General features: G+C 43.0%; 23 protein-coding genes. 11 read left to right on the top strand and 12 right to left on the bottom strand.

Annotated elements, in window-relative coordinates:
• The first annotated feature begins 129 nt into the window (after positions 1 to 129).
• The 9 genes from urtA to I6E84_RS14220 all read left to right on the top strand — a co-directional run bounded on the left by urtA (position 130) and on the right by I6E84_RS14220 (position 9,263).
• Positions 130 to 1,434 (top strand): urea ABC transporter substrate-binding protein, encoded by a 1,305-nt coding sequence (gene urtA, locus I6E84_RS11330; protein WP_197218129.1) that lies wholly within the window; start codon positions 130 to 132, stop codon positions 1,432 to 1,434.
• A 377-nt stretch (positions 1,435 to 1,811) separates the two neighbouring features.
• Positions 1,812 to 3,428, top strand: coding sequence for an urea ABC transporter permease subunit UrtB (gene urtB / locus I6E84_RS11325; RefSeq protein ID WP_197218128.1), 1,617 nt, complete (start codon positions 1,812 to 1,814; stop codon positions 3,426 to 3,428).
• Positions 3,429 to 3,438: 10 nt separating this feature from the next.
• Positions 3,439 to 4,509: an urea ABC transporter permease subunit UrtC gene (urtC, locus tag I6E84_RS11320; RefSeq protein ID WP_197218074.1), complete on the top strand. Its 1,071-nt coding sequence runs from the start codon at positions 3,439 to 3,441 to the stop codon at positions 4,507 to 4,509.
• Positions 4,509 to 5,354: an urea ABC transporter ATP-binding protein UrtD gene (urtD, locus tag I6E84_RS11315; RefSeq protein ID WP_197218072.1), complete on the top strand. Its 846-nt coding sequence runs from the start codon at positions 4,509 to 4,511 to the stop codon at positions 5,352 to 5,354. The genes urtC and urtD overlap by 1 nt, the downstream gene beginning before the upstream one ends.
• 74 nt (positions 5,355 to 5,428) lie before the next feature.
• Complete coding sequence (gene urtE, locus I6E84_RS11310) at positions 5,429 to 6,127, top strand: urea ABC transporter ATP-binding subunit UrtE (RefSeq protein ID WP_197218071.1); 699 nt, start codon at positions 5,429 to 5,431, stop codon at positions 6,125 to 6,127.
• Between the two features lie 317 nt (positions 6,128 to 6,444).
• Positions 6,445 to 7,329 (top strand): prolipoprotein diacylglyceryl transferase, encoded by an 885-nt coding sequence (gene lgt / locus I6E84_RS11305; protein WP_197218070.1) that lies wholly within the window; start codon positions 6,445 to 6,447, stop codon positions 7,327 to 7,329.
• Positions 7,330 to 7,374: 45 nt separating this feature from the next.
• Complete coding sequence (locus I6E84_RS11300) at positions 7,375 to 8,235, top strand: thymidylate synthase (protein ID WP_197218069.1); 861 nt, start codon at positions 7,375 to 7,377, stop codon at positions 8,233 to 8,235.
• A 64-nt stretch (positions 8,236 to 8,299) separates the two neighbouring features.
• A complete protein-coding gene (locus I6E84_RS11295; protein ID WP_197218068.1) occupies positions 8,300 to 8,866 on the top strand; it encodes a dihydrofolate reductase in 567 nt (188 codons plus the stop codon).
• Between the two features lie 265 nt (positions 8,867 to 9,131).
• Entirely contained in the window at positions 9,132 to 9,263 is a 132-nt protein-coding gene (locus I6E84_RS14220; RefSeq protein WP_265090868.1) for a hypothetical protein, read from the top strand.
• Between the two features lie 87 nt (positions 9,264 to 9,350).
• On the opposite strand, the gene uvrC is transcribed toward I6E84_RS14220, so the two are convergent.
• Positions 9,351 to 11,195, bottom strand: coding sequence for an excinuclease ABC subunit UvrC (uvrC, locus tag I6E84_RS11290; RefSeq protein WP_197218067.1), 1,845 nt, complete (start codon positions 11,193 to 11,195; stop codon positions 9,351 to 9,353).
• A 152-nt stretch (positions 11,196 to 11,347) separates the two neighbouring features.
• Positions 11,348 to 12,874, bottom strand: coding sequence for a DUF3360 family protein (locus I6E84_RS11285; protein ID WP_110923617.1), 1,527 nt, complete (start codon positions 12,872 to 12,874; stop codon positions 11,348 to 11,350).
• Between the two features lie 516 nt (positions 12,875 to 13,390).
• Here I6E84_RS11285 and I6E84_RS11280 point away from each other — a divergent pair.
• Positions 13,391 to 13,954: a DUF4442 domain-containing protein gene (locus tag I6E84_RS11280; RefSeq protein WP_197218066.1), complete on the top strand. Its 564-nt coding sequence runs from the start codon at positions 13,391 to 13,393 to the stop codon at positions 13,952 to 13,954.
• A gap of 217 nt (positions 13,955 to 14,171) precedes the next feature.
• Here I6E84_RS11280 and rplS read toward each other — a convergent pair whose 3' ends face one another.
• The 4 genes from rplS to rpsP form a co-directional block, all read right to left on the bottom strand.
• Complete coding sequence (gene rplS, locus I6E84_RS11275; RefSeq protein ID WP_110923619.1) at positions 14,172 to 14,564, bottom strand: 50S ribosomal protein L19; 393 nt, start codon at positions 14,562 to 14,564, stop codon at positions 14,172 to 14,174.
• A gap of 212 nt (positions 14,565 to 14,776) precedes the next feature.
• Positions 14,777 to 15,550: a tRNA (guanosine(37)-N1)-methyltransferase TrmD gene (trmD, locus tag I6E84_RS11270; RefSeq protein ID WP_197218064.1), complete on the bottom strand. Its 774-nt coding sequence runs from the start codon at positions 15,548 to 15,550 to the stop codon at positions 14,777 to 14,779.
• A gap of 103 nt (positions 15,551 to 15,653) precedes the next feature.
• The gene (gene rimM / locus I6E84_RS11265; protein WP_197101991.1) at positions 15,654 to 16,187 is read right to left on the bottom strand and encodes a ribosome maturation factor RimM; all 534 of its coding nucleotides are present in this window, start codon (positions 16,185 to 16,187) and stop codon (positions 15,654 to 15,656) included.
• A gap of 188 nt (positions 16,188 to 16,375) precedes the next feature.
• Positions 16,376 to 16,645, bottom strand: a complete 270-nt coding sequence (gene rpsP, locus I6E84_RS11260) for a 30S ribosomal protein S16 (protein ID WP_197101989.1) — start codon at positions 16,643 to 16,645, stop codon at positions 16,376 to 16,378.
• Between the two features lie 619 nt (positions 16,646 to 17,264).
• On the opposite strand from rpsP, the gene I6E84_RS11255 reads away from it, so the two are divergent.
• Positions 17,265 to 18,743: an ATP-binding protein gene (locus tag I6E84_RS11255; RefSeq protein WP_197218063.1), complete on the top strand. Its 1,479-nt coding sequence runs from the start codon at positions 17,265 to 17,267 to the stop codon at positions 18,741 to 18,743.
• Between the two features lie 56 nt (positions 18,744 to 18,799).
• On the opposite strand, the gene I6E84_RS11250 is transcribed toward I6E84_RS11255, so the two are convergent.
• From I6E84_RS11250 to atpG, 6 genes are all read right to left on the bottom strand, one after another.
• Positions 18,800 to 18,979 (bottom strand): hypothetical protein, encoded by a 180-nt coding sequence (locus tag I6E84_RS11250; RefSeq protein ID WP_110923624.1) that lies wholly within the window; start codon positions 18,977 to 18,979, stop codon positions 18,800 to 18,802.
• Between the two features lie 179 nt (positions 18,980 to 19,158).
• Positions 19,159 to 20,847, bottom strand: coding sequence for an ATP-binding protein (locus I6E84_RS11245; RefSeq protein ID WP_197218062.1), 1,689 nt, complete (start codon positions 20,845 to 20,847; stop codon positions 19,159 to 19,161).
• A gap of 309 nt (positions 20,848 to 21,156) precedes the next feature.
• On the bottom strand, positions 21,157 to 21,873 hold the full coding sequence (locus I6E84_RS11240) for a response regulator (RefSeq protein ID WP_021812806.1): 717 nt from the start codon (positions 21,871 to 21,873) through the stop codon (positions 21,157 to 21,159).
• Between the two features lie 526 nt (positions 21,874 to 22,399).
• Positions 22,400 to 22,816, bottom strand: coding sequence for a F0F1 ATP synthase subunit epsilon (locus I6E84_RS11235; RefSeq protein ID WP_197218061.1), 417 nt, complete (start codon positions 22,814 to 22,816; stop codon positions 22,400 to 22,402).
• 116 nt (positions 22,817 to 22,932) lie between these two features.
• On the bottom strand, positions 22,933 to 24,366 hold the full coding sequence (gene atpD, locus I6E84_RS11230) for a F0F1 ATP synthase subunit beta (protein ID WP_110923626.1): 1,434 nt from the start codon (positions 24,364 to 24,366) through the stop codon (positions 22,933 to 22,935).
• A 38-nt stretch (positions 24,367 to 24,404) separates the two neighbouring features.
• Positions 24,405 to 25,286 (bottom strand): F0F1 ATP synthase subunit gamma, encoded by an 882-nt coding sequence (gene atpG / locus I6E84_RS11225; protein ID WP_110923627.1) that lies wholly within the window; start codon positions 25,284 to 25,286, stop codon positions 24,405 to 24,407.
• Between the last annotated feature and the right edge of the window lie 76 nt (positions 25,287 to 25,362).

Genomic DNA, 25,362 nt, shown 5'->3' with positions numbered 1-25,362 from the left:
TTTAACTTGGCACGGAACTTGAACTATTAATTACTGTTAAGTAACAGTATTTTATCTTTTGTATTTACTTAGGAGATGTCCATGTTTTCGTTACCAATTTTAGCCAACCCTCAGTTTGTTGAGTCGAATATTCACAGCAAACTCAAATCACGCGTTTCATTATTGGCGATAGCCGTCATTAGTAGTTTGAGTCTCGCTGCCTGTCAAAAACCTGCAGAAACTGCGACATCAACAGAGACAACAGCCGAAACCACCACAGAAACAACGACTGAGCCTGCTGCTGATGGCGAGACCATCAAAGTGGGTATATTGCACTCATTGTCTGGCACCATGGCCATCTCCGAAACCTCTCTAAAAGATACCGCATTAATGACCATTGATGAAATCAATGCCAATGGCGGCGTACTGGGTAAGCAGCTAGAACCTGTAGTCGTTGACCCTGCCTCTGACTGGCCGTTATTTGCTGAAAAGGCCCGTCAGCTATTAACTCAAGATAAAGTGGATGTTATTTTTGGCGGTTGGACATCGGTATCACGCAAATCAGTACTGCCAGTAGTTGAAGAGTTAAACGGCTTGATGTTCTATCCAGTGCAGTACGAAGGACAAGAGCAGTCAGAAAATATCTTTTACACGGGTGCGGCACCAAATCAGCAAGCTATTCCAGCAGTAGAATACTTGATGAGTGAGGAAGGCGGCGGTGCAGAGCGATTCGTATTGCTAGGCACTGATTACGTCTATCCACGTACCACCAATCAGATTTTAAAGGCATTTTTGAAATCAAAAGGCGTGGCTGATGCAGACATTATGGAGGAGTACACACCATTTGGTTTCAGCAATTATCAAACCATCGTATCTAATGTCAAAAAATTCTCAACGGGCAAAAAGACAGCAGTAATTTCTACCATCAACGGCGATTCAAACGTTCCGTTCTATCGTGAGCTTGCCAACCAAGGTATCAAAGCGTCAGATATTCCAGTCATGGCATTCTCAGTCGGTGAAGAAGAGCTGCGTGGCATCGACACCAGCCTATTGCAAGGTCATTTGGCTGCATGGAACTACTTTATGTCGATCAAAAACCCAACCAACAGTGAATTTACCAAACGCTATAAGCAATATGCATTAGACCAAAAACTACCGAACGCTGAAAAAGTCGTGACCAATGATCCAATGGAAGCTACCTATGTCGGTATCAATATGTGGAAGCAAGCTGTTGAAAAAGCAGGCACCACTGATGTTGATAAAGTACGTATTAGTATGGCTGGTCAGACGTTCGATGCGCCTTCTGGTTACACATTAAAAATGGATGACACAAACCATCATTTATGGAAGCCTGTGATGATTGGTCAAATTCGTGCCGACGGACAGTTTGATACGATTTTTAAAACCCCAGAGGTTATTCAAGCGCAGCCATGGAGCGAGTACATTCCTAAATAGGCTATTCCCTAAATAAATTGGTGATGATACCGCGTTAATCAACGCCCACTCTCCACATTTATTTTCAACACGCTATATACCTAAATGCCTTATCCATATCTCTATTGCTTAGTACGCTAAGCAGTAGAGCCAAGAATTCGTTGACCGTGGAAAACAGGGAGCCGCACATGCAGCGTCACATTTTATGCCCCTTTGCAGGGCAAATATCATCTAAGAATGGTAATGATCAGCAAGCATCAACGAGCGGGTTAATGAGGCACGCTGCGATTTTTTCAATATCTATACCTATGCGGCTACTTGCTCTGACTGCATTATTTATAACAATTTTCACCACCTCTGCGCATGCTGACCATGACGGTCAACCACATGACCATGATATGAATACTACTCATAGTGAGCCATCACTGGTCACGCCTGAGAACATATCCACTTCTACTCAAGCCATCATCTCCGATACCTCGACAGCAGCTACAAACTCAGGCGATGCCATTCAACAATTTGTGGCGGGTGATTTTAGTAAGCGCCAAACCATGTTAAGTGCCTGGCCTGGGTCGGTTGAGAGTCTAGATAGCTTGGTTGAGTTCATTGCCAATGATGAGCTATATCAAGGCAACGGTGGTCAAACGTATTTACTGAATAAAGATGATCAGCTATTTACTTATCCTGATAAAAAAGAAACGGCAGATTGGCCTAGTGATTTATCACAAATCACACTGACCAATGCGCTGCGCTCGGCGCTCATTTTTGGACAAGCTAAGGTCAAGCTAGCATCTGACAAACCTGCACAGAGACTACAAGCAGTTGATATTTTAGCCAACAACATTGACCAAGTAGATCCAGCCATTATTACGGCAGCAGCGGCAAATGAAGACAATACTAAAGTCAAAAAGGCACTAACTGCATTACAGGCTCGTATTGATTTCAAAAATGGTGACCTACCCACTCAAATCGCAGCCGCAAAGCTACTTGCTGATAGTGATAGCCCACAAGTATTAGTTGATATCGAGTCTGCCCTTGCCGCTGATAATTCAGATTCTGCACTTGAAGCGGCGCTTATCGATGCTGAATCCAGTGTGTCACGGCGTATTGAAATAAGCACATGGACGGGTCATATTTTCACCGGTATGAGTACCGCCAGTATTTTACTGCTAGCGGCTCTTGGCCTTGCCATTACCTTTGGCTTGCTTGGCGTGATTAATATGGCGCATGGTGAGCTGATTATGATTGGGGCTTATACCACTTATATGGTGCAAAACTTCTTTCAAGCTTATATGCCAGATATGGCAGGTTGGTATTTGCTTGCTGCTATTCCAGCTGCATTTTTAGTCAGCGCTGTCATCGGGATGATTATCGAGCGCATTGTGATTCGCCCACTATATGGTCGTGAGCTAGAGACATTATTGGCGACCTTTGGCGTAAGCTTAATATTGATGCAGTTGGTGCGGATGATTTTCGGTGCGCAGAATGTTGAAGTCAGTAACGTGGCATGGTTAAGCGGCGCATATCAGGTGTCATCAAGTTTAGTACTGCCTTATAACCGTATTGCCATTATTGGTTTTACCGTCATTGTCGTGGCGCTATTGGTGTACTTACTCAACAAAACGCGCTTTGGATTGTTTATACGAGCTGTCACCCAAAATCGCCAAATGGCACGTGCTGTCGGTATCCCCTCTGCACGTATCGATATGATGGCATTTGGGTTGGGCTCTGGACTTGCTGGCATGGCAGGCTGTGCCCTTGCCCAAGTAGGCAACGTGGGTCCTGATCTGGGTCAAACCTATATCATTGATACCTTTTTAGTCGTCGTTGTCGGCGGTGTCGGACAAGTATGGGGCGCTGTACTAGCTGCCTTAGGACTTGGTGTGAGCGGTACGGTACTTGAGATTGGTATCGGTGCTGTACTGGCTAAGATTGTATTGTTGGTTCTTGTGATTCTGTTTATTCAGAAACGGCCACAAGGTTTATTTGCACTCAAAGGCCGCTTTGTCGAATAAGGAGATTCCTATGATACTGACCAAATTACTGTCTGATATACCGCGTAGTGCTGTTTTAATTGGCTTATGTTTTGCCGTACTACTGATACTGCCTTGGCTACATCTTATGCCGGAGACTTCAGCTTTTCATCTTTCAGCCTACTGGATTACCCTGATTGGTAAGATCATGGCGCTGGCCATGGTCGCTTTAGCACTAGATCTCGTCTGGGGCTATGCTGGTATTTTGAGCTTGGGACATGGCCTGTACTTTGCCTTAGGGGGTTATGCGTTTGGCATGTACCTAACACGTGAGACAGCAGGCGATGCGCTTCCCGATTTTATGCGGTTTTTGAGCTGGACTGAAATGCCCTGGTATTGGGCTGGCACGCAAAACTTTTGGTGGGCTGTCGCACTGGTTGTATTAGTGCCTGGCTTGGTTGCTTTCATCTTTGGTTTTTTTGCTTTTCGCTCCAAAATCAAAGGCGTTTATTTTTCTATCATCACTCAAGCCATGGTCTATGCAGCAGCCTTGCTATTCTTCCGTAATGAGACAGGCTTCGGTGGCAACAATGGCTTTACTGGTTTTACGACCCTTCTCGGCTACGACATTACCGCTGCCTCTACTCGCTCAATGCTGTGCTTTGTCACGGCCGTAGCATTGTTAGTCTCTTATATGGGTTTGCGTCATTTAATGAATCAGCCTTATGGGCGAGTACTTGGTGCGATTCGTGATAGCGAAAACCGCTTGCAGTATTTAGGCTACCGTACGTTGTGGTACAAGCTATCCGCTTGGGTATTATCCGCCGTCATCGCTGGTATCGCTGGTGCGCTATATGTGCCGCAAGTAGGCATTATCAATCCGAGTGAGATGAACCCAGTTAACTCAATTGAGATAGCCGTCTGGGTAGCAACTGGTGGTAGAGGAAGCTTAATTGGCGCGATCTTAGGTACTGGTGTGGTCAATGCTGTGAAAACCTACTTTACGGTCGCCTACCCTGAATTTTGGCTACTGATATTAGGTGGACTGTTCGTCGTCGTGACGTTGTTTTTACCCAATGGCATTATGGGCTTGTTCGATCGATTCAAAAAGGAAAAGCAATAATGCTAAATGATAAACCTTCAACGACTGAGCAAATTATTAACGAGTATGGACGTACTCATGGCGGTACTGGCCACAGTCACCCGAAGCCATCAGGCGTCGATTTTAGCCATGGCATTGCATTATATTTAGAAGATTTAAGTGTTTGGTTTGATTCGTTTCGAGCACTCAATAATTTATCGCTATATATTGAAGAAGGTGAGCTACGCTGTATTATTGGCCCAAACGGCGCTGGTAAAACCACGCTAATGGATGTCATCACAGGTAAAACTCGGCCCACTGAAGGCAGCGTTTTTTTTGGTCAAACACACAATCTTGCTAATTTATCCACTGAAGAAATCGCCGAAGCTGGCATCGGACGTAAATTTCAAAAACCTACTGTCTTTGAGAACTTTACGGTCATGGATAATCTGTTACTTGCTGCGCCGAAAGACAAACGTGTAGTCAAAAGCTTATTCAATAAACTCAATGCCGATACTCGCGATACCCTCGACGCTACCCTACAGCAAATTCGCCTGACCGATAAGATCAACAAGCCCGCTGGATTGCTTTCACATGGGCAAAAGCAATGGTTAGAGATTGGCATGCTACTGATGCAGAGCCCCAAGCTGATTTTGCTTGATGAGCCTGTGGCCGGTATGACCGATGCCGAAACAGAACATACCGCTGAGATGTGTTTACGTCTTAAAAAGAACCATACATTAGTAGTAGTCGAACATGACATGACCTTTATCGATGCCATCAGTGAAAAAGTCACGGTATTGGCACAAGGAGCGATTTTGGCCGAAGGTACATTAGCGGAAGTACAAGCCAATGAAGCCGTGATTGAGTCTTACTTAGGCCGATAATTGAATCAATCTTAGGCAATGTATTGCTAGACCATGCAGATATTAGAAAGTAATTTAGAAGTTAGGAGACAGCCATGTTACAAGTTAACGATATCAATCAATATTACGGCGGCAGCCATATTTTACGAGACGTCTCGCTTACAGCACCTATCGGCGAATGCAGCGTGGTACTTGGACGTAACGGCGTGGGCAAAACTACGCTACTTAAATGCCTGATGGGGATATTACCGATTAAATCAGGAGAGATTTTGCTCAATGATAAAGACATCAGTAAGATGTCATCCGAGCAGCGAGTACGATCAGGTTTGGCTTATGTGCCTCAAGGTCGTGATATCTTTTCGACACTGACCGTAGAAGAAAATATCTTGATTGGTATGGCCAAATTCTCACGTAGCAAGGCAAAACACGTACCCAAACATTTATACGATATTTTCCCCGTACTCGATGAGATGAAACATCGGCGTGGTGGTGATTTATCTGGTGGTCAGCAGCAGCAACTTGCCATTGCACGCGCCTTAGCCTCCGAGCCGACTGTGTTAATTTTAGACGAGCCAACTGAAGGTATCCAACCGTCTATTATTAAAGATATTGGCCGAGTTCTACGTGACTTAGCGGACAAAGGCGATATGGCCATTGTGCTGGTTGAGCAGTTTTATGAGTTCGCAGAAGAGCTGGCTGACAATTACACCGTGCTATCACGCGGCAAAGTAGTGTCACAAGGCGCAGGTGACACAATGGTCGAAAACAAAGTACAAGATCTAGTCGCTATCTAATTTCTTTTAATAATAGATGTAATAATACAACTTGGTAGTGAACGCTCGATAATGCTAAAAATGGCGTTTTCATCCTGAGCTGCTAGCTACCAAGATTGGTGCTTGTTCGACATGTCATCACGAAACCTTTTCACGATTACAGCTGTTTGTCCTGTTTTATTCAGCATCTTACCTGCTTCCTACCCTATGTATTCTGCACTGTATCGACCGTTCAACTTCTCAATGCTAACTGATTGGCATCATAGCAATTGTGTATGCTCGACGAATGAAATTTGCTATTATAGTCAGCACTTTATTACCAATATTATGATGCCCTTATGATGATTCATCCTCAGTACGATCCTGTAGCATTAGCCATTGGGCCTGTTGAAGTCCATTGGTATGGGCTGATGTATTTGCTGGCATTTGCTGCCGCTTACGGTCTAGCTTGGTATCGCAGCACCAAACGCGACAACTGGACCACCGACATGGTGTCCGACTTAGTATTCTTTGGTGCACTTGGCGTCATTTTAGGCGGCCGTGTTGGCTACGTCTTGTTTTATCAGTTCGGTGAATTGCTACAAAATCCTGCCTATCTTTTCAAAGTCTGGGAAGGCGGCATGTCATTCCATGGTGGCTTGATCGGTGTCATGCTTGGCATGCTATATTTCGCTCGCAAGTATAAAAAGACACCATTCCAAGTACTGGATTTCGTCGTGCCATGCGTACCAACAGGTTTATTGTTTGGCCGCATTGGTAACTACATCAATGGTGAGCTATGGGGCCGTGTCTCTGACGGCGGCTATAATTGGTTGACGTATTTCCCGCAAGCTGCTGCTGCTGATATGCAACAATTACAGATCAATCCTGAACTCCAAGAGCTGATGACTGAAGTCAATGGTCAGTATCTGCTGCCGCGTCATCCTTCACAGTTGTATGAAGCACTTGCTGAAGGTCTATTGCTGTTCTTATTCTTATGGTGGTATTCATCAAAACCACGTCCCCGTATGGCAGCGACCGGTATTTTCATGTTGGGTTATGGCGTTAGTCGTTTCATCATCGAGTTCTTCCGTCAGCCAGACGTCGACCAAGGATTTATCCTGTTAGGTTGGATGACCAAAGGGCAAATGCTAAGCGCACCGATGATAATCATTGGCTTTATCCTATTAATCTATGCCTACAAACGCGGCATCTATGACTGGGGTAAGCAAGCTGCTTATTAAGCTATATACCAATCAGTGTACTAAACAATACCGACGAGCATTTTTATGATTAACAGCAATAACGAGCAGGGCTATTTAGACTTGCTCAAACACGTTTTAACCACAGGTACTGAAAAAGGCGATCGTACTGGCACTGGTACGCTCAGTCACTTTGGCGCACAACTACGTTTTGACTTAGCGTCAGGCTTTCCGCTATTGACCACCAAAAAAGTCCATTTTAAATCCATCGCCTATGAGCTGTTTTGGTTTTTAAGTGGTAGTACTCACGTTGATTATTTGCAAGCCAATGGCGTACGAATTTGGAATGAATGGGCTACTGCAGAGCAGACGGCGCGCTTTAATCGACCTGCTGGCGATTTGGGTCCTGTCTATGGTCATCAATGGCGCAATTATGGTGCAACCAAAGATGAAGACGGCCATTACCATGCTGATGGTGTCGATCAAATCACCCAAGTTATCGAGCAAATAAAGACCAATCCTAACTCACGTCGCTTAATCGTGTCTGGTTGGAACCCTGGAGAAGCAGATCAAGTCGCCTTACCGCCTTGTCATACCATGTTTCAATTCTTTGTCGCGGACAATAAACTGTCATGCCAGCTCTATCAGCGTTCAGCAGATTTATTTCTAGGTGTGCCGTTTAACATTGCCAGCTACGCCCTGCTTACCCACATGGTCGCGCAAATTTGCGGTCTAGAAGTGGGCGAATTCATCTGGACAGGTGGGGATTGCCATATTTACCAAAATCACCGTGAGCAAGTTGAATTACAGTTGACGCGTTCGCTATATACACTGCCAACGTTGACGCTTAACCCTGATGTTAGTGATATTTTTGCCTTCAATTACGAAGACATTAGCATTGAAGGATACGAATCGCATCCCGCTATCAAAGCGAAAGTTGCGGTATAGCATTGGTCTGATTAACTGATTTAAATAAGCTTAAAATTGTAAAAGATAATAAAAAGGATAGATTATGAGTTATGCCCACACCGAAGTTGCCCAAATCGCAGCCATCAGTAGTAACCGCTGTATCGGTAAAGATAATGAGCTGCCGTGGCATATCTCAGCAGACTTGCAGCACTTCAAAAAGATGACGACCAAACAAACGGATGGCGGGATACAAGGCATCGTCATTATGGGTCGTAAGACGTTTGAATCGATGGGCAGTAAGCCTTTGCCAAAGCGCGTTAGCTTCATCATCAGCAGCCAATTGGATTATTCTGAGCAAAAAGGCCTCGTTGGAAAGGACAATGCATACGTAGTACACAACCTAGACGATGCTTTAACACAAGCAGCCAGTCTGGCACATGGCGCGCATCTAGATACTATTTGGGTCATTGGCGGCGAGCGCGTTTTTAGCGATGCATTGATGTATACCGACCGTATTGAACTGACCCATGTAGACACCGAAATTACCGATGGTGATGCATTCTACCCTGAATTGCCAAGTGAATTTGAAGTGGCAGAAGCGTCTGAGCAGATGCATGATGAGAAGAGTGCGTTAGATTTTAAATTTGTGACTTATAAAGTAAAAGCCTAACGTTGGTTGGTTTTCCATTCAACTTTAATAAGATATAACTTAAGAGGAGAAACCAAATATGCAAAATTAAAAAAGCTCAATGAAATTAATCATTGAGCTTAAAAAACTTTTAGATAAGACAACTATGGAGCTAGACTCCGCTATTAGCATACTAATAAAGTTTATTTACCTTGGACGGTTTATATATTTTATAGTAAATGCTAATAAGTGTCTATGTCTAGTCTCCATGGTTGTGAATTCCTAATCATAATTGTGGAGGTCACTAATGGCTATTCAATGCGGTTATCCTAAAGCTGTGCATGTTCGTTGGTATTTACGCTATCGATTTAATCGTTGGGAACGCGTTTGCGAGCACTGCCGCAGCTATCCAAACCAGCAGCTAAGTTTTGATTTTTAGCGATTAAAGATTTTAATCTGCTAAACACTACTAACGTTAAAACGACAACAGATTTGGTTCTGTTATCGTTTTTTTTAATATATACAGCTACTCATGCAAAACCTTGTAAACGGTTTTCGCAAGTACTGGTCCAATACCTTGCACGCCTGACAGCTCTTGTTGCGATGCGCCAAGCAGTTGCTGCATACCACCAAAGTGATTCAGCAGGTCACGGCGGCGCTTTTCGCCCAGCCCCGGTATGACTTCTAGTACTGACGATGAACGGCGCTTGTCACGTTTTTTACGGTGCGCCGTAATCGCAAAACGATGCGCCTCATCACGAATATGCATCAATAAATGCAGCGCTTTACTATCCATCGGTAGATCTAGCGGCTCATGGTCAATAAAATGCAATACTTCAAGCCCAGCCTTGCGCCCTTCCCCTTTTGCCACACTAATGAGCAAAGTGTCACCCAGAATACCCAATTCAGTTAATACTTCTTTGGCAATACCAAGCTGACCTTTACCACCATCAATCAGTAGTAAATCAGGCAACGGCTGCTTCTTATAACGCCGTGTCAACACTTGCTTCATCGCCGCATAGTCATCACCACCTACGATGTCATGGATAGCATACTGACGATAATCACGGCGACGCGAGCCACCCTGGTCGAATACCACACAACTACCAATGGTCGCTTCACCCATCGTATGTGAGATATCAAAACACTCAACCCGATCAATGGTTCGATCGGTGACATCCGCCAATACATCTTTTAATGCACCAAAGCGTGCATGCAATTCTAAATAATCGCCCAGCTTGGTTTTTAGCGCGTTATTGGTGTTCAGTTTTGCCAAATCTAGCCACTCTGCACGATGTTCACGTACATTGGTTTTGATAACGACTTTGCTACCAAAATGCGTCGCCAATGCCTCACTCACTGCCACTTGATCGGGTAGCTCATGAGTTAGCATAATTTCTGCAGGCAAATCATCCGTCACCTGAAAATAGAAAGAAGTAATAAAAGCAGATAAATTATCCGCAAGCGATTCGCTGCTATCGACATCCGGGAAATAGTTCTTACCACCTAGCACACGCCCGCCACGTACGGTCAGCACGTTGACACACGTCATGCCTGCCTGACTGGCAATGGCAATCACATCAGCCTCACCTTGTACGGTATAGACAGCTTGCTTGGCCTGCACTTCACGCAGCATAGAAAGCTGATCGCGATAAAATACTGCTTTCTCAAAATCTAACTCTTCAGCTGATGCTTCCATTTTTTCAATCAGCGTGGTATGAATATCACTAGAGTCACCCTTTAAAAAACGAATGGTATTGTTGACGTCCTCTGCATATTCTTCTGCTGACACCAAGCCCACACAGGGTGCACGGCAGCGTTTGATTTGATACTCAAGACATGGGTGCTTACGTTGATTGAAGAAAGTATTGGTACATTGGCGCATTTGAAACATTTTTTGCATCAGCACCAGTGTCTCTTTTGCCGCATGCGCAGAGGGAAACGGTCCAAAGAATCGACCTTTTTGATGATTGCCTTTGCCGCGACCGTACGCCAGTCTCGGATAAGGCTTGTCGGCTGAGATAAACACATAGAGATAAGATTTATCATCCCGTAGCAGCACGTTATAAGGAGGACGATATTCTTTAATCAGGTTTTGCTCAAGCAGCAGGGCTTCAGTCTCACTACGCGTGATAATGGTTTCGATATCATGGATACGCGCCACTAACGCTCGTGTCTTTGGATGATCGATTGTCTTTGCGAAGTAGCTGTTTACGCGGCTTTTAAGTGATTTAGCCTTACCCACGTATAAGATATCACCATTTTTACCCAGCATTTTATACACGCCTGGTAAATTTGGTAGGCGCTGAATTAAATGCTTAAGACGGGCTTTTTTATCATCGATAGGGCTCGATTCTGAGACATTAACCATAGAATTTACTGCTCTCAAGATACTGATATATAGCTAGTTATGGGGCGGGAGTCATTATTTTACAAGCCAATTATTATCATAGCTTCACCCATAAAAAAGCCAGCTTTCGCTGACTTAGTTTGTTCTATGATCGTTTATTCAGCAACACACTACTAATGACGGAAGTTTGCCATCAATGCTGGAATGCCTGGCAGCATACCAACGATAGCCATCACGCCTGTCAGTACCACAAACATAATACCTGGTATGATCCAGCGGCTCATTTTAGTCAAATTGGCGCTACGTTCTTTAGAGCCAATCAAGCCCAAGTTATCAAGTAATAACGTAAGTGACCAACCAAATGCCGGATTCACCAGTGCAGACGCGAATACCACGATAGCAGCAGATTGCGTAGTTTTACCTTCACGCGTCATCTCCATGCCAGCTTCAAGCAGTGGAATGAACACCCCAACGATCAATGCCACACACATCACTGGCTGCCAAATAGCCAAATCCATTGGATAGCCCCAAACACCTGCGATAATACAGAACAATGCTGTCAATAAGGCACCGGCAGGAATCGGACGTTTGGCAATCGCTGCTGGGACAATATACGTGCCCCACGATGATGCAAAGTTAGCACCGCCCAATACAGAGCCGACGACCTGACGAAACGATGCACTAGTCATGGTGTCATCGATATCCATAAGCACTTTTTCAGTACGTTTAGGATAGCTGATTTTTTGGAACACCTGATGACCTAAAAAATCTGGTGACCACATCGCAACGGCCAAAATAGCAAATGGCAGTACGACAATAAAGCTTTCAACCGTCGGTAATCCTAGCATCCAACCGGTATTTTCACCCCACCAATACATCGGGTTCATATTCGGCAAGCCTGGTGCAGTTTTGAACTCAAAGGGCGCACCCAATGCAAATGCAAGTCCGCCACCTAGTACACAGCTTAGCGGAACCGCAAGCCAGCGTTTTTGCCAGTGCTCAAGTAATGCATATAGCAGGATAGTGGCCAAAATAATGAAGAAGGCAATATGCGACATGCCGATACCTTCTGCCCATGCAAAGAGGTTTTTGACCTGTGAGGTAGTACCGATAAACCCTAAGTAAATCAACAGGCCACCGCACACACCTTTACTAGTCAGATTTGCCAGCAGACTGCCCCCTTTACTGATTGCCAATAGCAAGCCAAAAGCACCAATGAGCAGACCAAATGCCATTGGATGGCCACCAGCGGCCACTACAATAGGAATTAGGGGAATAAGGGGACCGTGAGTACCTGCAAGGTTGGCTGTCGGGAGTAGAAATCCTGAAAATAAGATGATAAAGAATGAAACGATTAATAGCTCATAACGAACGTTTTCTAAAACAAACGCATCGCCCAAACCAAGTGGACCTGCAAATGTTGCAGCAATCGCACCCACCATAACCACTTTACCAATCGTCGCTGCCATTGCAGGAATAGTATCTTCATACTCAAAGCGATAATCACGAAAGGGCAAATTGGGACGCCAGCGTTTGGGCTGCATGATTTGCAATTCATGATTGAGATAATCATCACGACTCTCAAAACTCGAACTTGGTTTGTGCAAATCGACATAGCTACCTGATAACTCTGTGTCGTAATCGGATGGGTTTGACGGCTGTTGATTAGACCCTGAAGAAGGGATCTGAGAGTTACTCATCACATTTCCTTGTGTCGTCTGAGGCTTAATTTAACTGATAATTTGATAGTGACATTTAATGTGACTAAAGCGTCCATTAAAAATTGCAAGCCATTGTATGACATGAGAACTCGAAATGCGAACTTAGAACCACTCAAAAAGCCGACACACTATTATAATCTATAAATTAAAGTTTCTATTTAGTGCAAAATTAAACTTAATAGAAAACCATAAGGAAAAACCACACCTAATATAAGCTGTAAATTAGAATAAATGACCTTTTTCTTAATAATTATCTGTATCTAGACATTTGTTATCACATAACTAAATATTAAAGATAGGTATAATAAATAGTTTATTATACCTTTTAAGTAACTATAGAAAATCCATGTCAGTTACGCTTTAAGGCTAGCGGTCTTGGTGTTTTTTACTTATGATAAATACCCCCTAATGATTATGCTCAATACAGATACCTTTCAGATAATCAGCTATATCAAAATAAATAGAAAAACTTAGAAGCAATAACAGGATAAGTTCATGCGTTTACTACCATCCAATTTTGAGACCTTAAAACGTCGGGCTAAACAAAGTATCATGCCATTACTGACACCACATTTACTTAAGCTGCGCATCAACACCTACGCACCTTATGTCGGTGCAGGCATCAAAATCGATCATATAAGTCTGGATCAAGGTCTGTGCGTCGTCAGTATGGGACTCAATGCTTTGAACAAAAATATCGTCGGTACTCAGTTTGGTGGCAGTTTGTATTCAATGGTTGATCCATTTTATATGATCATGCTCATGCACCAACTCGGTAGTAGCTATGTTGTGTGGGACAAAAGCTCAAATATTGACTTTATCGCGCCGGGTTATAGCAAAGTTACCGCACGCATGAAGATTGCCAGCTCCGAAATTATTACCATTCAAGAAATGGCGAAAGATGGTGATGCGGTCTTTCGCGAATATAAAGTCGATATAGTCGATGAGCAGCAAAAAGTTATTGCGGTCGTCACAAAGACGATATATATCCGACTGCGTAAGTACAGTAAATCTAAAGACCAAAGTAGCCGTATAGATAATTTTGATGACGAAGATTAGAGCGTACTAAACATGTCATTCTCAACTCACATTTAAAACCCACATACAAAAACCCCAACCTAGCTTTCGCATAGATTGGGGTTCTGTCTTTTTTGGTATGGCCCGCTTATTTATATGATAAACCTATGAATAAGGGCTTGTATCTACTTTTGCATAGTTGCCTTGCCACTTCATTAGCAGCTCAGCAACCGTAGCAAGTTTAAGCAGTTGCTTAAACTTATGCTTTAGCAGCAGCTTTCTTTGGAGCAGCTGCACGCGGAGCAAGTTTTTCGCGGATACGTGCTGATTTACCAGAACGCTCACGTAAGTAGTACAATTTCGCACGGCGAACAGCACCACGGCGTTTAACTTCAATGCTTTCAATGATTGGTGAATGCAATTGGAATGCACGCTCAACACCAACACCGCTTGAGATTTTACGTACGGTAAACGCTGAGTTTAGACCGCGGTTACGCTTAGCAATTACAATGCCTTCAAAAGCCTGTAAACGCTCACGCTCACCTTCACGTACTTTTACTTGAACCACAACGGTATCGCCGGGTGCAAAGCTTGGGCGCTCAATCAATTGAGCATTTTCGATGACCTGAACTAATGGATGCTTGTTGCTCATGAGAGTTATCTCCTCACATTAGATAATAGAGGCTTAACGCATATCACCTGTTTGTAATAATTAATTGCGTCTCTTTATGGTGAGACACAACGTAAATGGTTTATAACCAACGGCCACTATGCTATGACCTGTTTTATTATTGCTCAAAATTTTATTTCTTAACTGTTTATCGAATCCGTGCTTTATAAGACAGTTTTTTATCAATTCTAACCTTATAAAGTCTTATTTTTTTCTGCTTTTGCCAATGCTTTCAACCACTTTGCTTGCTCTACCGTTGGTGTGAACGCTTGCCACAAGTCTGGACGACGCGCTTGCGTGCGACTGACTTGCTGACCAAAGCGCCACTTAGCGATATTGGCATGGTGACCTGACAGTAAAACCTCAGGCACCGCCATACCAGCAAAATCATGTGGCTTAGTATAATGTGGACAATCAAGCAATCCATCAACGAAGGAGTCTTGCTCAGCTGACTTATCATCACCCATAATGTCAGGTAGACGACGTATCACACTATCCATTAGCACCATTGCTGGTAGCTCACCACCAGTCAAGACATAATCACCTAGTGATACTTCCATATCGACATATTGCGACAGTAAGCGCTCATCAATACCTTCATAACGACCGCATAATAAAATCATGCCATCGTAATCAGTCATGCTGACCACACTACTCTCACTGAGCGTCTGCCCTTGTGGCGACATATAAATCACCGGACAGTGCTCACTATCGACACGGCAGCCATGTTGACTGGCTCGTAAGCGCGCATCCTCAATGGCTTTTGACAATGGCTCAGCCATCATCAGCATTCCAGGACCGCCACCATACGGGCGTTCATCAATACGGCGATAGTTATCAGTGGTATAATCACGTGGATTAATGCATTCTATCGTCACTTGCTCCTGAGTAACTGCCCGCCCCGTGATACCAAAATCACGAATCGTGGCAAACATCTCAGGAAAAATACTAATAACGGCAAAATACATCTGATGTCTACTTGGCGTAGTGGTTAATAAGGGTTAAATGAATCGGTATAATTATCGATGACACTTAACAATAAAGCCGAAACTTATATCGTTAAAGCGGATATCAATAATCACTTGGCCAAGACACAAGCACTGTTTTTTCAGTCATATTGACCTTCATTACCGTTTGCTTATGCCATGGAATTAGGCGTTCTTCATTATCCAAACTGTCTGAGTTTGCCGCTACACGCATGATGTCATGGGCACCGGTTTCAAACATTTCAGTGATATTGCCTAGATATTCATCTTGCTCGTTCATCACGCGCAAGCTGACCAAATCCGACCAATAATATTCGTCTTCAGCTGTTTCAGGCAAAACGTTTTGTTCGACCCAAACGGTAACACCGTTCATGGTCTCAGCAACATTGCGATCAGGAACTTGCTCAAATTGAGCCACGATTCCTGTTCCTTGCTCACGCCAAGCTTTAACAGTTAAAGGTTTCATGCCTGTGGCGGTTTTCATCCACCACGGATGCATGTCAAATATTGCCGTACGATCATCTGTATCGCTAAAAACCCAAAGCCAGCCTTTAATACCATAAGGCTTTTTCAGCTGACCAATTTTCATAAGGGCACTAGCGTTTGGAACTGATGACATAACGGCTAACCTAACAATGATTAAAACAGAAATTATAATTACATTTCAATCAAAAGCGATAAACGCAATCAAAATCAATAAACAGTTAATGGCGCACCCTGGTTAGAGCAGTTACGCTATATTTACTAAAGTCTACTGAGGTATGCTCATGATCTTGCTATCAGCATCTCAGTAATAGTAACGAAAACTTAAGCAGTTGCTTCAGTTGGTGCTACAGACTTGTTGTAAGCTTTTACTAATGAAGCAACGCGATCTGAAGGTTGTGCACCTTTTGCGATCCACGCGTTGTACGCTTCCATGTTTAGGCGCACTGCTTCTTCTGAATCTTTAGCGAGTGGGTTAAAAAAGCCGATGTTTTCAATATAGCGACCGTCACGCGCGCGGCGTTGATCAGCAACAACTACTTGATAAAATGGGCGTTTCTTGGCACCGCCCCGTGCTAAACGAATAACAACCATGTGAATTCTCTCTTTCGCAGGTATACCAAAAAGGGCATAATTATATCACAGTCTTTATTTATTGAAAACATAAACTGTGCTTATTTAATTATTTATTAACAATAGCTTAAATGCACATCGATGTAAAACATAATTGCTCATAACCTTTTATTTTAAATCAGTAATTTGACTGTCTTCAGCATATGGAATAGCTAAAATACAAAGTCACCTTATCCCGATTCTCACACGCATTTTAGAGAGTCATATGACTGGTTTATCAGGTAAAAGCGACGTCGGTACCTTTCATTGATTATGCTATAGTTCAATTCAAATAATTTCGATACAAGGAAACCGAGTGCAAGTTATACATTAGTATGCTTAACGAGGATGACGATGTAGCCGATTTATATAGATTTGACTATATTCTATGATATGTCTAGCGACCTAATATGCGAGTTGCTCAGTATACGTATCAAGCCGTATATAATGACCAAGATAAATATACTGACCAAGTTCGATATCGTCATCTAGTTGATAATAACCAAGTATAAAAAGCAGAGTTCATCCTATAAGCAGCATAATAACGGTTTAGCTCAATAGTCGATTTAATAAAATACCTCTCTCAACATGTTGGATTCATATGACCACCTCACACCCAAAACCACGTCGTAAAGGTTGGCTACCACGCTCCTATTCCAATACTTGGCTGACAACCTTGATGGTCTCCTTTATTGTCCTTATCAGTGTTGGCTTATCGATTTTGTTTTTTTGGCGAAGCTTGTATTTACCAGAGCTAAAAAACCATGCTCGCTATTTAACGAGCGAGCTACAGCTGATGAACAGTGTCAATCAAGACTGGAAAGACCGTCCTGAGGTACGCCGATGGATTTATCAGCATTCTCATGTGGTGGTGGTAAATAATCCGAATGACTTTCCAGAAGTGTCTGACAAGGCGTTTGTCGGGGTCTTTACCGATGTTTTGCAACGCGAAATCGGTGCGCAGTTAGGTCGGCCTGTTGAAGTATATTTCAAATTTAAACCAACACCGCAGCTTTGGGTACAAGACAGCCGAGACGACAGTTTTTGGATTCGTGAGCCAGTGGTCTATTACTCACAGTACAGTCCAGGATTGTTGGTACTATTCCTCATTGGATTGCCTATTCTGTCGCTGCTAACCATTATCTTACTGGCGCGACAACTAAACCGCCCATTGCGATATTTACAGCGTGCTGCAACCAACTATATTCGCCTCGGTCACGCAACTACTCTACCAACGCAAAAAGGTCCTACCGAGATACGCCAAGTCAATATGGCATTCAATCGCCTATTTACGACGCTAAACCAAGCACAAAAAGAACGCACAATTATGCTTGCTGGCATCTCACATGATCTGCGTACACCTTTGACTCGTATGCGTTTGACGGCAGAAATGCTGCCAGATGACTTTTTTCGAGAAGGACTGATTTATGATATTGAGGATATGGACGCCATCTTAGAGCAATTTATTTCATTTATGAAAGATGGTTCTGATGAGCCAGTGAGCCTGACTAATTTGAACACCATTTTTAATGAAATCATGGTGCAATTTGCTCCGATGGAATTTATTTATCAGTCAGAGTGTCATAAAGTTGTTCCTATACGCCCCATGTCTATCAAACGCCTCATTATAAATCTGGTAAACAATTCGAAGCGTTATGGTAAGGGACCTATTTACCTATCGGCGACTGTGATGCCGACATTTATAGAGACTATTGAAGATGAAGATAGTGACGTGGTCAGTGAAAGTGCTGTCAATCAGGAAGCACAAGAGCAACTAATGATATGTGTAAGGGACTGTGGTGACGGCGTTGCAGAGGATCAATTAGAACGTATTATGCAACCTTTTGAACGGGGAGAGACCGCACGTACCACCCAAGGTAGCGGTTTAGGTTTGGCTATCGTAGACCGTATCGCAAGATTGCATCATGGCACAGTAGAAGCTATCAACCATCCTGAAGGTGGTCTACAGGTTTGTGTACGTATACCTTTGCTTTCTAAAGTTGCGGGAGATAAGACAGTCGCTGCCGATACCGAAGAGCGTTCAGGTTTTGATAACAACCTATTGAATAAAGACGACTAGACTGAACCTGACTAGAGCTAGAAAATACTTCATTGCAGTTTTTGCATGAATAAAAACTAGTCTCTAGTTCCGATGACAGGAGGGATATACTTGGCGCTATTGGTAAACTCTAATGGTTGAGTAATACTTTCTTGCGCAGCTTTTAACGTTTGAGTCGTCGAAGGCTGCTGTAAGAATAAGTAATACCCTAGCGTTATTGCATTTAAAACCACCAAACCACCAAATAAATACGGCATCCTTTGCCCTCCTCTACTGTCAAAAAATCTACTTTTAAAACCATTATTGGTACTGCAGTACTGACCATGATTACATCATAAAATATGATTAGATTCGTAATCTATAGCTTATTAATTCATGTTTCAGTAATTCTTAGCTAAAAAGTAGCTATAGTGTTGTGTATTGCCTCTATTTATCATCACTTATCATCAAAACCACGTTCACTTTTCTCCTGCGTCAACTCGTCAGCAGCCAGAATTTGTGTCAGTGGTTTAATCGGCCATGTCATAACAAATCGGGCACCACCAAGTGGCTCGCTCTCATCGACTTTCATACTACCATTAAACCAAAAAGCAATACGCGATACAATAGACAAGCCCAGACCATAGCCACCTGATGCACGCGTACGACTATCATCTAGCCGTGAGAATGGAATAAATACTTTTTCGCGATCTGCTTCTGGAATACCATGACCATCATCTTCAACACTAACAAACGCATTGCCTTTTTTGACGCCTGCGCTAATGACAATCGTGGTCTCTGCATAGCGTAATGCATTGCCTGCAAGGTTTTGAATCACACGATGTAGATAGCGTCGGTCGGCAATGGCGGTTACTTTAGCGTTCGGCAGTTTGGTCACTATCTTGATTGGCTTACCTAGTGCATTGGTCTCACGTTCAATCTGCTCAAGCAACTCTCTAAGATTGACTGGCTCCAAATCTAGTTTTGGTGAGCCTTCTTCAAGCTTAGCATAGGTCAAAATCTCATCAATCAAACCATTGAGCGATTCAATATCTTCATCGATATAGTCGCGCTGCATAAAGCGTGAGTCTTCATCATCAGTATCAGCAAGCATATCGACAGCAAAGCGAATACGAGCCACAGGCGTACGTAACTCATGTGACACTGCTCGTGTCAGCTCTCGCTGCGACTCAATCAAACGTTTGATATGTGAGGTCATCGCATTAAAAGTCGCTGCTAAACGAGCAATTTCATCTTGCCCAATCACTTGCACCTGACTTTCAAGGTTACCTTTACTGACTTCATTGACACCGACCTGAATCAATTGTAATTTGCGTTCAAGCGGGAAAATCAATGCATATACACCCAAGCTGATTAAAAACATGCTTATCAAAATCATACTTATAATCAAATTGAGGGGAAACCAGTTAAATAAAGGTACTGGCCCAATCAAAATGGCCATATCATTGATTTCAGAAGGCACTACTATCTGGATAGCCGAATTACTTTTACTGCTATTGGTGTCCTGCAGTGAGATAACAACCTCATCACGGCGCAATCGACCCATCTGATCGGTATCCAAATCCAGCGTATTAACTGCTTTGAATTCCAATGGGAAGGAGAACTTCTCTTCTAACTGAGCCAAGCGTGCACGTTTATCAGGCAGCGTCACGTGATAAGACAAATCATCTAATAAGAACACAGCTATTGCACGCACTTGCTGTTCAGTGACTTGCGTAACCCTAGCCGTTAGGACATTTTTATTGTCAGGTAAACGATAATAGACATCGGCATGCACAGGTTGAGTAACATAGCGTACGACTGTGTTGTCATTTTCAAAACGTCGCAATTCACTGGCATTAAAGTCCACGTCAGTAATAGGCACAATACTGAACTTTGAGCCAAACAAACTACTCGCATCAGACAGCCAATACTCACGCTGCTCTTCACTCTCCTGATGAGAAATACCTTCGCTCACCAGATGAAAAGCGCCCTTGGCCATATTTTCACGATAGGACTGTACACGCTCTTTATTGATTGTATCCATCAATAACTGGGCAAATAACGCCACACATAAACAGACTATGAGTAGTCCAGCATAGATACGAACAAAAATACTGTGTTTTAAAGAAGAGACTAATGACATACGTGCCGTGACCAACTTAATGAATAAAAACTGCTGATATCATGCAGCACATAAGCGCTGTATAACAAATAATATCAAACAGTATGGAGTAAAAACGATCCTAGCTATTATGTTTTTTGTGTTGAGCTGATACTTAGCACACTTTGTACCATGTGCAGGGTCTCAGTCACTACAATAATTGTTTAATTAAACCACATAACACTATAATTAAGTTCAAAAATTCAAATTTAGCCATAAAAAAACCAGCATAGTTGCTGGTTTTTTATATGACGATTATCAATAGTAAGTAATTACTCAAAGGAACGAGAATTAGTTGCCTTCTTTCACAAATAAATAACCTTTACTACGTACGGTTTTAATACGTTTAGGGTTTTCTGGATCATCACCAATCTTTGGACGAATACGTGAGATACGTACGTCAATTGAGCGATCTTGACCATCATATTCAATACCGCGTAGACGTTCAAAAATATCTTCACGAGATAGAATACGACCAGCATTAGAAGCTAGCAACCATAAAAGGTCATATTCAGCACTGGTGAAATCAACCAGCTCATCACCTAGATTCACTGAACGACCACCATTGTCGATGACCAACTCACCAAACTCTAGGCGCTGTGGCACGTCTTCTGATGGTGCATTTTCTGAACGGCGTAATAATGCACGAATACGGGCAAGCAAGACACGTGGCTGAGCAGGTTTTGCGACATAATCATCGGCACCCATCTCAAGACCTAGTACCTGATCCATATCTTCAGTACGAGCCGTCAGCATCAAAATAGGATTTTGGTAATGCGGGCGAACTTCACGACAAACCGTTAATCCATCGCTACCAGGAAGCATCACATCAAGTACAACCAAATCTGGTTGCTCATTGACGATACGGCGAATAGCACGATTACCATCTGTTTCAATCGCTACTTCTAAACCGTTTTTGACCAAGTAATCTTGGGTCAGCATGGCCAGACGCTCATCATCCTCAACAATCAAGATTCGGGGGGTGTTGTCTTCTTCATTCGTTGTCATTGTTATATCCTCTAATACATCTAATTTAAAAGTAGTAAAAGTAAGAGCGGTAAATTAATAGCACCATCACGTGGCACAATTGATGTTCGTATAGCTGTTACAAACTTGGTAGCACAGTATACTATTAAATATACAGCTTCCTATACTATAGCTTATAGTCGTTAACAAAACCTATAAACTACACCTATTAAAACGTTAGTTTACGTCCAAAAAATACGTGATTTACGCAAATAACAGCAGACAAGTTGGTTTTATCACTCCTTGAATGTCTAAATATTGGTAAGTAAACTAACCAAATTAGCTTTTCAAGGAACTTCTAATCGCTTTACTCTCACTCAGAACTTACTCTCTATGACATATAATATAGCGACATATTGTTGTTGTCGCCAGTGACTTTTTAGAAATTGTCTAATATTCTTTGATTCATATATATTTGATATGGTCACTCTAAAAACAGGCATAAAAAAACAGCCCATATTGGACTGTTTTTTTATCGTCGAAAGACTAAAACTTTCAAACAAAAATTTTAAGCACGGTTTTTGTACTTACGGATAGTCTGTAGCTGTGCCACAGACTCTGCTAATGATGCTAAAGCTGCATTAGTCTGTACAGTGTCCGATTGATTGACAAGCATTTGCTCAGCCTTTTTACGTGCTTCAACAATTTTGCTTTCATCAAGGTTATGTGCACGCATGGCTGTATCAGCCAATACGGTAACCATCTTCGGCTGTACTTCTAATACACCGCCTGATACATAAATTATTTCTTCTTCACCGTCTGGTGTTTGCACTCGCATCGCACCCGGTTTTAACAAAGTAATAAGCGGTGTGTGACCTGGCAATACACCAATCTCGCCTTCGGTTCCCGTAGCTATTAACATGCTAATTTCGCCTGAATACAACTCTTCACGAGCACTTACGACGCGACATTGTAACGTTGCCATACTTAACTCCTTACTATCAAAACGCGATCAAAAAAACAGTAAAAACTGCGATGCGTTACTGATGAGTAGATAAACGTATTATAGCCTATCTACTCGTTAGCCAATGCTTGAGCAACTTACGCTGCAGAAGATTTCATTTTTTCTGCTTTGGCAACAACTTCATCGATGCCACCAGCCATATAGAATGCCTGCTCTGGCAAGTCATCGTATTCACCAGCGATGATTGCTTTAAAGCTAGCAATGGTATCGCGTAATGGTACATATTTACCAGGTGCACCAGTAAAGATTTCAGCAACGTGGAATGGCTGTGATAAGAAGCGCTGAATCTTACGAGCACGATAAACAACCAGTTTATCTTCTTCTGATAACTCATCCATACCCAAAATTGCGATGATATCTTTAAGCTCTTTATAGCGCTGTAGGATTTCCTGTACGCCACGAGCAACATTGTAATGCTCTTCGCCGATCACTTGTGGATCTAGCTGACGTGACGTTGAATCCAATGGATCAACCGCAGGATAGATACCTTGTGAAGCGATATCACGGCTTAGTACAACTGTTGCATCCAAGTGAGCAAACGTCGTAGCAGGTGATGGATCGGTCAAATCATCCGCAGGTACGTATACAGCTTGAACTGAAGTAATAGAGCCTGACTGAGTTGACGTGATACGCTCTTGCAGCATACCCATCTCTTCAGCTAGCGTTGGCTGATAACCAACTGCTGATGGCATACGACCTAGTAGTGCTGATACTTCAGTACCGGCTAGTGTGTAGCGATAGATGTTATCAACAAACAGCAATACGTCACGACCTTTGCCAGTAGCAGGATCTTTGGTATCACGGAAGTACTCAGCCATGGTCAAACCAGACAGTGCAACACGTAAACGGTTACCCGGTGGCTCATTCATCTGGCCATATACCATTGCTACTTTAGATTTGCTAAAGTCTTCAGTGTTTACAACGCCAGCTTCTTGCATTTCGTGATAGAAATCGTTACCTTCACGAGTACGTTCACCAACACCAGCAAATACTGACAAGCCTTCATGCTTAAGCGCAATGTTGTTGATCAATTCCATCATGTTGACGGTTTTACCAACACCAGCACCACCAAACAGACCAACTTTACCACCTTTTGCAAACGGGCAAAGTAAATCAATAACCTTGATGCCTGTTTCTAATAGTTCAGTACTGTTTGACTGCTCTGCATAGCTTGGAGCTTCACGATGGATAGACCATTTTTCATCAGCAGCAACAGGACCTTCTTCATCGATAGGACGACCAAGAACATCCATGATGCGACCTAGTGTACCAATACCGACAGGTACAGAAATAGGTGCGCCAGTGTTAGTAACTGGTAGGTTACGCTTTAGGCCTTCAGTTGAACCCATTGCGATAGTACGTACGATGCCATCACCTAGCTGTTGCTGTACTTCTAGGGTGGTTTCGGTACCGTCTACTTGCAAGGCATCAAAAATTTTAGGAACTTCGTTACGGTTGAACTCAACGTCAAGAACCGCGCCAATAATCTGTACAATACGACCGCTACTCATTGCGTTCTCCTTGAACTTCTATATATAGGTGTAGTCAATTATGAAACAGCAGCAGCACCGCCAACGATTTCCGAGATTTCTCGAGTAATCGCCGCTTGACGCAGCTTGTTATAAACCAACTGTAAATCGTTAATAAGGTCACCAGCATTATCTGTAGCCGCTTTCATCGCAACCATACGTGACGACTGCTCAGAGGCAATGTTTTCCATTACCGCTTGATAAACAATCGACTCAATATAACGGCCAAGCAATTCATCAATCAAAGTCTTGATGTCAGGCTCGTAGATATAATCCCAGCTAAGCTCAGTCTGCATGCCGCTGTCTTCATCAATAAGCGATCCCTCTGGAAGAGGTACTAACTGACTGACTGTCGGCTTTTGAGTCATGGCATTGATAAACTGGTTATATACCACATAGATACGGTCTAAATTACCGTTACTATAGTCCTCAAGCATCGCCTGAACAGGTGCGTTCAATTGCTCAAACGTTGGCTTATCACCATAATCGGTCACGGCCGAGGTAACTTTACCACCAAAGTTTTTGAAAAAACTCACACCTTTAGCGCCAATGGCTGCAAACTCAGTCTGTACAGACTGGTCTTGGTATTGCTGGATACTTTTAGTTAAAGCTTTAAATAGGTTGACATTCAAACCACCCGCTAGACCACGGTCAGAGGTAATGACAATATAGCCAACCTTATTGACTGGGCGCGATACCATATACGGATGTTTGTAGTCTGATGAAGCATGCACCAAATGTGAGATAACCCGGCGCATACTATCAGCATACGGGCGACCCACTTCCATGCGCTCTTGTGCACGGCGCATTTTACTTGCTGCAACCATTTGCATTGCGCGAGTAATTTTTTGGGTGCTTTTAATACTGGTGACTTTGGCACGTATCTCTTTTAAGCTTGCCATAATGATTCCAATATAAGAGGGTTAAAAAGCATTGGCGCAAGCGACAATCATTTAATATACAACATTAATCTGACAG

Source organism: Psychrobacter sp. SCQQ22, assembly GCF_015864605.1.
Taxonomy (GTDB): Bacteria; Pseudomonadota; Gammaproteobacteria; order Pseudomonadales; family Moraxellaceae; genus Psychrobacter; species Psychrobacter fozii.
Note: the sequence above shows the minus strand (reverse complement) of the source record. Positions and strands in the feature narration are given on the sequence as shown.